This window comes from Fusobacterium sp. (assembly GCF_029258315.1).
In the GTDB taxonomy this organism is placed as follows: domain Bacteria; phylum Fusobacteriota; class Fusobacteriia; order Fusobacteriales; family Fusobacteriaceae; genus Fusobacterium_B.
On record NZ_JARHZE010000044.1, the window covers coordinates 1 to 11,329 of the forward strand.

Below are 11,329 nucleotides of genomic sequence, written 5' to 3' on the forward strand. Positions count from 1 at the left end.
AGAATATAGGTAATCAATAAATTCATCTAATTTTCTAACTATTGTTTTAAATCTTTTCGGATACTCTTTATAAAGGTAACCTCTAAACATAATATTATCAATAAAAACTATTCCATTTTCATTTAACATTTTATATGAGTCTTCAAAAAATTTCTTATACTGTCCTTTAGACGCATCAATGAAGATAAAGTCGTAATTATCATTTAATTTTTCTATTTCTTCAGTGGCATCTCCTAGTATCATCTTAACATTTGTAAGGTTAGCTTTAGAAAAATTTTCTTTAGCTTGGTTATATCTCTCCTCATCAATTTCAATAGTAGTAAGAGTACCACCATTTTTTTCTATAAGTCTAGCCATAAGGATACCAGAATATCCAATAGCAGTTCCAATTTCAAGAACATTTTTAATATTATGAGTTTTAATCATAAACTCTAAATATTTAGCAACCTCTTTTGTAACGATGGGGACATTATGAATTTTTGCAAATTCCTCTAATTCCAAAATAAGAGGATCAGTTTCTTTTATTTTACCAATTATATATTCACTGGCTTCTTTTAATTCTTCTAACAATTTTTTCTCCTTAATTATTTAATAAAATTTATATTAATTATTTTTTATAAGTTTAGCAATATAGAAATTATCTACAATTTCTTCTTCGAAGTTTATTAAAAATCCACCAACTTCATCATATTCACCACTTATATTTTCAGGGATTTCAATTTTTACACTTGAGAAATTTTTATTATTTTCTAAAAATTTAATAATATTTTTTGTGTTCTCCTCTTTTGTTATAGTACAAGTACTATAAACTAACTCTCCACCAATTTTTAAATTATTACTAGCAGATTCTAAGATTTCATATTGAAGATTAGCAAGTTCAGTTACATTTGTAAGATCTTTATTATATAGAGCTTCAGGTTTTTTTCTAATTACTCCATAACCACTACAAGGAGCATCAACAAGAATCTTATCAAATTGTTTTCCTTGTTCTTTAATTTTTCTAGCATCAAGTTTAACAGCTTTTATAATATCAATTCCCATTTTTTTAGCATTTTCTTCAATAAGTTTTATCTTATGTGGATAGATATCAAGGGACAAAATTTCTCCTTGATTTTTCATAAACTCTCCAATAAGTACACTTTTACTTCCAGGAGCAGAGCAAGAATCAAGAACTACTTCTCCACTTTGTGGATTAAGATTTTTTACAGCTAAATAAGAAGCCCCGTCTTGAGCGATGATCTTTCCGTTTTTAAATTCATCAAAGTAGATAACAGATCCTGAATTAATATAGTATACAGAATCAACTTTTTTAATAATTTTTATATTTTTTTCTTGAAGAAGAGATTCAAACTCTTCGCAAGAATATTTTAAAGTATTAACTCTTACTGCCATATATGGTATTTTTTTTAAAGAGATTAAAACTTTTTCAAAATCTTTAGGATACTCCTCTTGCATTTTTTCAACAAACCATTTTGGATAAGAGTAAACAATGTGATATTTATTTTCATCTTTTAGTTCTTTTAAAATATCTTCTTTTTCTCTATCATAACTTCTAAGAACCCCATTTATAAATCTTCCAACAGGAACACTAAATTTTTTCTTAGTGAGTTCAGTAGCTTCCCAAATAACTCCTTTTGAATCACTATCCATAAAAGCTATTTGATAGATAGAAATTCTAAGAAGTTGTCTTTGCCAATCTTTTTTTATCTCTTTAACTTTTTTAGAAATAACATAATCTAAAAATATTTTATTTCTAATCACTCCATAAAAAACTTCAGTTATAAATCCTCTCTCTTTTTCAGGTATATGGTTTTCTCTAAAGTACTCGTTAAGAGCTATATTAGAAAATTTTCCATTATCAACCTCTGATAATAAACTGATTATTCTTTGTTTTATATTCAAAATTTTCCTCCTATTAATTTTACTAATAAATTAATATCAATTTAATTATTTTTATTATATAAGATTTGACGGATATAATGAAATTTCTAAATCTATATTTTAAAAGAAAAATTTAAATCATAGATAAAATAATTTTTAACTTTTATAAAGTCAAAAAATCATAAGATAAAACCATTATATAAATCAATGAAATTATATAAATTTTTTGTTTCTTGTATATGATACCTTACTTTTTAAATAAAGTCAAACTAGGATAAAATTTTTTTTATAAAAAATCTTAAGTGTTTTCTATATTGACTTTTAAAAGAATATAAGGTATACTATTATTACAAAAATGTTAGAATAAAATACATTTGAATTTACTTTTTTTCAGGGAGGCGGTTAAGATGGTTAATCAATACAATGAGGAAGGAAAAAAAGAAGGTTTATGGGTAAAATATTTCGAAACAGGGAAGGTAAAAGAGGAAAAAAATTATGTTAATGGAGTTAGAGAGGGAGAATATAAATGTTACTACTCTAATGGACAGATAGAAACAAAGAAAAACTATAAAAATGGAAACTTAGACGGAGTTTATGAAACTTTTTTATCTAATGGAGCAAGAGATGTAGTTTATCATTTGGTAAATGGGGAGATGGTAGGAAGATACGAAGCTTTTTATCCAAATGGACAAACTAAAAAATTAGTAGAATATATAGATTCTAAAAATACAAAAACAAATATTTGTTTCTTTATAGATGGAAAAGTACAAAAAGATTGTAATATAAAAGATGGAAAACTTTCAGGACCTTATAAAGAATATTATTCAAATGGACAAATATATAAAAATGCCTTTTATGAAAATGGTGAATTAAATGGTGAATATAAAGAGTATGATGAGAATGGAAATCTTGTAAAAGAATGCATTTATAAAAATAATAAAATAGAGAAATAGGAAAATAAAATAGAAATTAAAGCCACGTTTTTGCGTGGCTTTTTTAATGGGAGTATGATATATTATTATTTAGGAGGAAAGATGATTTTAAAAAAATTAAAAGAATTAAATAATAATATTGAAAAATTTTATACAAAAGATTTGTTAGAGACTATAAAAAAATTATATGAAATTTTAAAGGATACAAAATATGAAGTATATTTTGTAGGAGGAGTAATAAGAGATATTTTTATGGAAACTTCTACAAAGGATATTGATATTGTATCTGATGATTATTTATCGGTTGGAAATTTAATTTTAAAAAATTTTGAAATTGAAAAATATAGAATTAATGAAAAATTTTTAACTTATAACATAATCTTAAAAAATGGAATTAATATAGATATTGCATCTTTTAGGGAGGAAGTTTATCCTTTTTCTGGAAGTTTACCTATTGTAAAAAAATCTATTTTAGAAAAAGATTATAAAAGAAGAGATTTTACTATAAATTCAATCTATTATAATATAAAAAAAATGGAAATTTTTGATCCATATTTAGGAAAAAAGGATCTAGTAGATAAAAAAATAGAAGTTTTACATAAAAAAAGTTTTGAAGATGATCCAACTAGAATAATAAGAGGGATAAAATTTGCTAGTAGATATAATTTTACTTTTGGAAAAAAAACTGAGATTTTTTTGAAAGAATCAATAGAAAAAGAGTATTTAAAAAATATCTCTTTTGATAGATTAAAAAATGACCTATTTATTTTATTTAAGGAAAAGAATATAAAACTTGTAGTAAAATTTTTAAAAGAGTATAAGATATTAGAATTTTTAAAAATAAAATTGGATGAAGAAAAAATAGAGAAAATTTTAGAATTTTATGAAACAAACAAAAATAATAAGGAGATGTGTACAAAGTTTAATATAGATTCAAAAGAAAAATCTATTTTTTTTGGAATATTTTTCTGTTGTGAAGAAGATCAAAGAAAAGAACTGATGAAAAATTTTTCAATTTCTAAAAAGAATATCAAGAAGATGGAAGAATTTTTTCTGTATATTCTTGATATTTATACCTTTAAAATGTTATAATATACATAGGTGTGGTATATTTATGAGAGGTGAAATTAATGAGAGAAGAATATGTAGTTAAAACGAGGGAGAATTTTTGTACAGAGATTAGTATACCGGGTTCAAAATCAATGACGACAAGAGCTCTTATTTTAGCGGCTTTATCAGAAAATCCAGTGATACTTAAAAATCCACTTTTTAGTGAAGATACTGTTCAAATGGTAGAATGTCTAACAAAATTAGGAAATAAAATCTTAGTTTCTGATGACAAAAAATATATAAAAATAGCTGGAAATAAAAGAAGAGAGTTTGGAAAGAAAACTCTTCATGTTGGAAATTCAGCTTCAGTGATGAAATTTTTAATTTCTTATGTAGTTACAGGAAGAGGGGAAATAACAATAGATGCTTCTTCTAGAGTTTCAAGTAGACCTATTCGTGAATTTGTGGATAGTATAAGAGAGTTGGGAATAGAGATTGAATATACAAAAAAATCTGGATTTTTACCAATAAAGATTTATGCAACAGGGACTGTTAATAATACAATAAAAGTTCCAGGAAAAAATAGTAGTCAATATTTATCTTCAGTTTTACTTTCTGCTTCTTATTTTAATAGTGATATAAATATAATAACTTCACATAAAATCACTTCAAAATCTTATGTGGATATTACATTAAAAATGTTACACGATTTTGGAGCAAATATAGAAAAAACAGAAACAGGATATTTAGTAAAAAAATCAAAGTTTAATGTTGTAAAAGGGTATTTAATAGAGGGGGATATGGCATCTGCATCATATTTCTTAGCTGCTGCTCTTATTACAAATAGTACAATAAAAATAAATAATTTTTCATATAATAGTATTCAAGGAGATTATAAATTCCTTGAAATTCTTGAGAATTTAGGATTGCAAATAATAGAAAGAACACAAACTTCTATTACAGTTAAAGGGGTAGAATCATATGAAGGATTTAATTTGGATTTAAACAGAACTCCAGATTTAGTTCCAACTCTTGCAATAGTTGCACTATTTGCATCAACTCCTTCTGAAATTCATAATGTGGCAAACCTAAGAACAAAGGGTAGTGATAGATTAAATTCTATCCGTACAGAGATTAAGAAAATAAATGGAAGTGCTACTGACCTTCCAGACGGATTAAAAATCATACCAAAGAAAAAAGATACTTATAAGGGAGATGCAATAGAGTCATTTAACGATCATAGACTTGCAATGAGTTTTACATTAGTAGGATTAAAAGTTGAAGGAGTATCTATTATTAACCCTCATTGTGTATCAAAAGTATTTCCAAATTTCTATATAGAATTTGAAAATATATATAAATAGTTATCTTGGAGGGATATATGGGATTGTTTTTTAGAGACAAATCTAGTGTAGCAAAAATAGAAGAATTAAATAGCATAATTGAAAATAAAAACAAAGAGATTGAACAATTAAAAGCAAAGATCATTGATGTTGAAAGAAATTCTTTATCAGTAGCAGAGCTTGAAATGATTCAAAATAGAATAGAGGCATTTACAAATGAAAATAAAAATCTAAGAGATAGAGTAGTTTCACTTGAAAAAGAATTGATGGACACAGAGAGTTCTAATTTTTTAAAAGAAAAATTAGAAAAATCTGAGAGAGAGGTTCAAGAGTTAAGTGAAAAAAATAGTTCTCTTTTAAGAAAGATAGATTTTTTAGAAGAAAAAATTGCAAATGTTGAAACTTCTTCTGTTTCTCCAAAACAGATGGAAATAATGGAAAGAAGCCTTAAAAGTGCTAGAAAAGAAAATCTTGAGCTTAAAGAAAAATTATCTCATTATCAAGAGGTTGCAAACGAAGTAGTGAAAATAGAGGTTGAACAAAAACCTATGGAATTTTCAGATGATGTGATTATTTTAGATAAATTTAAATATAAGATTTTAACAGAAGACTTTTATAATGCTACAAAGTTTAAAGATATCAGAGAATTTTTAATAGAAAAAAATTATCTATTTATCAATGATATAGAATCGTTAGAAGATATAGGTGAGATTCGTTATTGTAAAAATTTCGATTCCGCTAATCTTAAATTTGAAAATTTTAAAAAGGGAAAAGTTTCAATAGAAGATAGAATCTTATTATGTAAAGGTGCGAAAGTTCAAAAGATATTTAAATCTTTTAGAAAGTTTTCTACTTATCTAACAGATAATAATATAGAATTTATGGATGAATTAGCTGATGTAGATCTTAGAATATTATCAGGGAAAGCTAATATTTTAACAAAAACTATAAAAGATGTATTGGATACATCTGAAAAATATTTTAAAGAAAATAAAATATAAAATGGAGGGAGACCCTTGAAAAATATACTTATTGGAGTTTGTGGTGGGATAGCTGCTTACAAATCTGCTAATATAATTTCAAAACTAAAGAAAAAAGGATACAATGTAAAAGTTATTATGACGGAAAATGCTACAAAAATAATAACACCTTTGACATTGGAAACTCTTTCAAGAAATAAAGTTGTAGTTGATATGTGGGATATAAACAGAGGATATGAGGTAGAACATATATCTTTAGCAGAATGGGCAGACTTAGTTTTAATAGCTCCAGCAACTTATAATATAGTAGGAAAAATTGCAAACGGTATAGCTGATGATATGTTGTCAACTGTTATATCAGCTTGTACAAAACCTAAATACATAGCTCTTGCTATGAATGTAAATATGTATGAAAATCCAATTTTAAAAGAAAATATAAAAAAACTTGAGAAGTATGGATATAATTTCATCGAAGCTGATGAAGGATTTTTAGCTTGTAATGCAAATGCTAAAGGTCGTCTGAAAAATGAAGATGAGATTGTGAAAATAATAGAGGATGCTTTAGAAGATAAAAATAAAGATTTATTAAAGGATAAAAAAATATTAATTACAGCTGGAAGAACTGAGGAAGCAATAGATCCAGTGAGATATTTAAGTAATAACTCAAGTGGTCAGATGGGATATGCTTTGGCAGAACAAGCTGTTAAGATGGGAGCTAAAGTAACTTTAGTTTCAGGGCCAACAAATCTTGATGTACCAAAAGGTTTAGCGGAGTTTGTTCAAACAAAATCTGCTATGGATATGTATAATGCTGTTATGGAGAGATTTGATTCTCAAGATGTTGGGATAGCTTGTGCAGCAGTTGCAGATTATAAACCAAAATTTTATTCAGAGCAAAAAATAAAAAAAGCAGATGATGATTTAGTTATAGTTTTAGATAGAAATCCAGATATTTTATTTAATATGGGACAGAGAAAAAAATCTCAAACTTTAATTGGATTTGCTGCTGAAACTGAAAATATAATAGAAAATGCTAAAAAGAAACTTATAAAGAAAAATCTTGATATGATAGTTGCCAATAATGCTCATAATATGAGAAGCGTTAATAATTCAGCTACGTTTATAAAAAAAGATGGTTCTTTTAAAGATATCCCAGAAAAAACTAAAAAAGAGTTGGCTATTGATATTTTAAAAGAGATAGTTAATTTATAAGTATTAAATGAAAATACCAAAAAGTGTACTGCACCCAAAATCTTAGACAACTAAGATGGTGGGTGTAGTTTTTTTATAATTAATGCTTAAATTTAAAAAGTAAATTTGAGATATTTTAATAATAAGATATAATTTAATAGTTAAATTTTTTTATAAAAAAATTGTGCAAATTAATTTTGCACAATTTATTACAATATTATTTACTTTTAATAAACCCTCTTTTATAAGCATTAAGCAGTTCATAAAGATCTTCAATTTGTTTTTGAATATCCTCACCAATATCTGTATCTCTGACAGTTTTTCTTTCCAATACTCTTTTTATTATTCTTGTAGAAGAATGGATGTCTATACATTTAGCTATTGCAGTATTAACATCTTCAAATGGCTGGTGAGATACAAGTTTTAAACCATAAGAGTTATATATCAATGTATAACCAGCAATTCCTGTTTCTTTTTGATAAGCTTTAGAAAAACCACCGTCAATAACTATAAGTTTTTTATTGGCTTTTATTGGACTTTCTCCTCTTTTTTCTTTTACAGGCATATGTCCATTTATTATATGAGATTTTTCAGGATCTAATCCAAATTCTTCAAATATTTTATTTATAAATTCTTGATCTTCGTAAAGAGAATAGTAAGGATTTTTATTTTCTTTATGTAGTTCCTTATCAGTAGTGAAATATCTTTCAAAAGTTTTCATAGCATCTTTACCAAAAAGAGGAGAATATTCTCCACACCATAGATACCACATAATATCCATACAAATTTCTTTCATTTTTTTATCTGTTTTATTGAAAAATCCCTCTCTACAAATTCTATCAATCTCTTCAAGATATTTTTTACCAGAAAGAATTTTATCAAAAAGTTTAACCTTAGTAAAGTTTTTATCTTTATCCACAGGTATGCAACCGTGGAACAATAAATTTGAATTGTATTTTAAGAACATACTTCCTTTAGAGAAAAGGAATTTGACGTGTCTTTGTAATTTTTCACTATGGATAAAACTTTGTTTTAATTTTTCTAAAATTTCATCCTCTTCATCAGTTAATTTATATGGATCTTTTGGATCGATTGTTGGGAAGTTAGTATCAGTTAAAGGATAATCAACACCATTTATTTTAACAGTTCCCTTAGTATAATCTATTTTATCAAGAAGTAATCTACTTTCCATATTAAATTTAGGATTGTTTTTTATAACTTGTCCTTCTATTTTAAATTGGATGATAGATATAGCTTTATGAACTTTTGACATTAAAGAGATATCGCTATCCTTTGCCTCTTTTGGAATAAAACTTGTACAAGGATCTTTACTATAAGTGTTAAGTGCAAATCTTGCAAGAGGCAACATATTTATTCCATAAACATCTTCTAATATATCTGTATTTGAATATCTACTACTTATTCTGACAACGTTGGCAATGGCACATTTTTGTCCAGCAGCAGCAGTCATCCAAAGCATATCGTGGTTACCCCATTGAATATCTACGTTGTGATGTTGCATAAGTTTGTCAACTATAAGATGAGGTTGAGGACCTCTGTCATAAATATCTCCAACAATATGTAAAACATCAATAGTAAGTCTTTGAATAAGTTCAGACATAGCCACAATAAATTCCTTTGCCATATCAAGCTCGATAATTGTATCAATTATATTTTTTACATAGTCTTTTTTGTCATCAGAATATTTTTCGTGTAGAAGTTCTTGGATAGTATAAGCAAAATCAGAAGGAAGAGCTTTTCTTACTTTAGAATCTGTATACTTAGAACTAACTATTCTACAAACCTCTATCAATCTTAAAATAGTTATTTTATACCAAGGTTTCATATTTTCTATCTGTTTTTGAATTAAATTTATTTTTTCTTCTGGATAATATATTACAGTAGCAAGTTGTTTTTTTAAATCTTCTTCTAAAGAATCTCCATAAATATCATCGATTTTATCTCTAATAACTCCAGAACCATTTCTTAAAACATGATTAAATGCTTTGTATTCTCCATGAATATCAGTTAAAAAATGTTCAGTTCCTTTGGGAAGATTTAATATAGATTTTAAATTTATTATCTCTGCCGAAGTAGACGCAATACTTGGAAAAGATTTTGACAGCAGTTTTAAAAATTTTAATTTATCGTTATCCATAACATTCTCCTTTAATAAGACAATAGTTTTTTATAATAGTTAAAAATAATTATATCATAAAATAAAAAATAATATAAGCTAAATTAATTTTATTTTACTTCCTCTTTCTCCTGGAATAGCTTTTTCCACTTCAATTCTTTTAAGTATTCTTAATTTTAGTTCTTCAAGATGGGTGATAATACCGATTTTTATTTTTTCCTCTTCACGAATATTTTCAATAGAATCCATTACTTTTTCTAAAAGTTTTGAATCAAGGCTACCAAATCCTTCATCAAGGAAGAAAAATTCAAGAGGTTTTCTTCCTTTAAGTTGTAGTTGTTTAGAAAGTGCTAGAGCTAAGCAAAGTGAAACTATAAATGTTTCTCCCCCAGAAAGAGTAGCTGTTCTTCTTTTTTTACCATCATTAAAAATATCTACTATATAGAAGTTTGAATTTTCATCAGATATAAGTTGATATTTACCATTGCTTATTTTAATAAGTCTTGATGATGCCATGGCTATAATATTTTTTAATTTTTTATTTGCGAGGAAACTTACAAAATCCCCAGTTCTTAATTTTAGATAAAGATCCTCAGCAACTTTTAATTTTTTAATAGTATTATTTAAATCTTTATTTATTTTTTCAATGTGTTCAAGATTTATTTTTTTCTTTTCCAAATCATTTTGGTCTTTAGAAATATTAATTTTTAAATTTGTAATATCGTCATCCAATTTAATTTTTTTAAGTTTTATTTCATTCCACTCTTCTTCTGATAATTTTCTGTCCCCAATATTTTTATTAATCTCTTCTAAAAGAGTAACAACAGTATTTAAATTTTTATGATATACATTTATTTCTAAACTTAGAGAATTTTTCTCCTCTTTAGTAAGATAATATTTTTTAACCTGTTCTTCATCAGAAAAATTATATTTTTCTAAAAGAGAATTTAAAATTTTTAAGATATTTTTAAGATTATCTTCAAGATATTGATTTTCGGTAGAAAATTTAATTTCATTATTTTCAAGTTCATTTATTTTTTTAGAAATTTCCTCTTTTAGTTTGGAAAACTTTTCTTTTTCAATAGTTAAATTTTTAATATCCTTTTCAAATTTTTCTATGATATTTTGATTTTTATATAAAGTATCTCTTCTTTCCTCTAAAGTTTCAAGAGAAACATCGATATAGTTAGGATTTATATAAAGAATTTCACTTTTTAAATTATTTATATTTAAATTTATATCTTCCCTATTTTTCTTTTCATCATTTAAAAGCTTATTACTATTTTTAATATCCTTTTCAATAAAATTTTTAGCTGTTATAATTTTAGATTTTTCATTTTCTAATTCAGATAATTTAATTTTAGAATTATTGATATTTTCTTTTATATTTTTATATTCTTTTTCAATTAAAAGAGAATTATTTTCTAAAATTTTAATCTTTTCATCATCTAAAATTTCATCATTATATGTAAGTTTTAAATGTTCTTTTTCAATTAAAAGGGTTTCAATTTTTCCAGATACTTCTCCCTCTTCTTTGATGATATTTTCTTTTTTCTTTAAAAGTTTTTCTAAATTATTTTTAAGCTCTTCAAAGTTATCCTCATTAAAATTAATCTCAATATGGTGTAGAGAACCACACACTGGACAAGGTTTTCCATCTTCTAAGGTTTTAGCCAGTTGAGATGCGAGATTATTTATTTTTTTCTCCTCTAATGTATTAATCTCATCTAAAATTTTAATCTTAGAATTTTCTAATAAATCTTTATTATTTTTTAGAACATCTAATTTTTCAGTAATTATTTTATCCTTTTTAGA

The 11,329-nt window shown here is 25.3% G+C and carries 9 protein-coding genes; 5 read left to right on the forward strand and 4 right to left on the reverse strand.

The features are described 5' to 3' along the window. Window positions 1–570, reverse strand: a 570-nt coding sequence (locus Q1J48_RS03285) for an O-methyltransferase (RefSeq protein WP_300361201.1), incomplete at its 3' end; no start/stop codon positions are given. A gap of 33 nt (window positions 571–603) precedes the next feature. Then, window positions 604–1,902, reverse strand: a complete 1,299-nt coding sequence (gene rsmB / locus Q1J48_RS03290) for a 16S rRNA (cytosine(967)-C(5))-methyltransferase RsmB (RefSeq protein ID WP_300361204.1) — start codon at window positions 1,900–1,902, stop codon at window positions 604–606. Between the two features lie 386 nt (window positions 1,903–2,288). Between rsmB and Q1J48_RS03295 the strand changes: the two genes are divergently transcribed. The 5 genes from Q1J48_RS03295 (at window position 2,289) to coaBC (ending at window position 7,398) form a co-directional block, all read left to right on the forward strand. Further along, window positions 2,289–2,834, forward strand: a complete 546-nt coding sequence (locus tag Q1J48_RS03295) for a toxin-antitoxin system YwqK family antitoxin (protein WP_300361207.1) — start codon at window positions 2,289–2,291, stop codon at window positions 2,832–2,834. A gap of 81 nt (window positions 2,835–2,915) precedes the next feature. Beyond that, a complete protein-coding gene (locus Q1J48_RS03300) occupies window positions 2,916–3,905 on the forward strand; it encodes a tRNA nucleotidyltransferase/poly(A) polymerase family protein (RefSeq protein WP_300361209.1) in 990 nt (329 codons plus the stop codon). Window positions 3,906–3,943: 38 nt separating this feature from the next. Next, window positions 3,944–5,227 (forward strand): 3-phosphoshikimate 1-carboxyvinyltransferase, encoded by a 1,284-nt coding sequence (gene aroA, locus Q1J48_RS03305; protein ID WP_300361211.1) that lies wholly within the window; start codon window positions 3,944–3,946, stop codon window positions 5,225–5,227. A 17-nt stretch (window positions 5,228–5,244) separates the two neighbouring features. Beyond that, a complete protein-coding gene (locus Q1J48_RS03310; RefSeq protein WP_300361214.1) occupies window positions 5,245–6,207 on the forward strand; it encodes a hypothetical protein in 963 nt (320 codons plus the stop codon). A gap of 15 nt (window positions 6,208–6,222) precedes the next feature. Next, window positions 6,223–7,398 carry a bifunctional phosphopantothenoylcysteine decarboxylase/phosphopantothenate--cysteine ligase CoaBC gene (gene coaBC / locus Q1J48_RS03315; RefSeq protein WP_300361217.1) on the forward strand — a complete coding sequence of 392 codons (1,176 nt, stop codon included), beginning with the start codon at window positions 6,223–6,225 and terminating at the stop codon, window positions 7,396–7,398. 196 nt (window positions 7,399–7,594) lie between these two features. Here coaBC and Q1J48_RS03320 read toward each other — a convergent pair whose 3' ends face one another. Next, a complete protein-coding gene (locus tag Q1J48_RS03320; RefSeq protein ID WP_300361220.1) occupies window positions 7,595–9,535 on the reverse strand; it encodes a fructose-1,6-bisphosphatase in 1,941 nt (646 codons plus the stop codon). 78 nt (window positions 9,536–9,613) lie between these two features. Then, the coding region (locus Q1J48_RS03325) for an SbcC/MukB-like Walker B domain-containing protein (protein WP_300361223.1) at window positions 9,614–11,329 on the reverse strand (1,716 nt) is incomplete at its 5' end.

What these genes read in the sequence shown, in the direction of transcription:
- Q1J48_RS03295 (WP_300361207.1), top strand. Translation starts at nt 2,289, where the DNA reads ATGGTTAATCAATACAATGAGGAAGGAAAAAAAGAAGGTTTATGGGTA.
- Q1J48_RS03300 (WP_300361209.1), top strand. Translation starts at nt 2,916, where the DNA reads ATGATTTTAAAAAAATTAAAAGAATTAAATAATAATATTGAAAAATTT.
- aroA (WP_300361211.1), top strand. Translation starts at nt 3,944, where the DNA reads ATGAGAGAAGAATATGTAGTTAAAACGAGGGAGAATTTTTGTACAGAG.
- Q1J48_RS03310 (WP_300361214.1), top strand. Translation starts at nt 5,245, where the DNA reads ATGGGATTGTTTTTTAGAGACAAATCTAGTGTAGCAAAAATAGAAGAA.
- Q1J48_RS03320 (WP_300361220.1), bottom strand. Translation starts at nt 9,535, where the DNA reads ATGGATAACGATAAATTAAAATTTTTAAAACTGCTGTCAAAATCTTTT.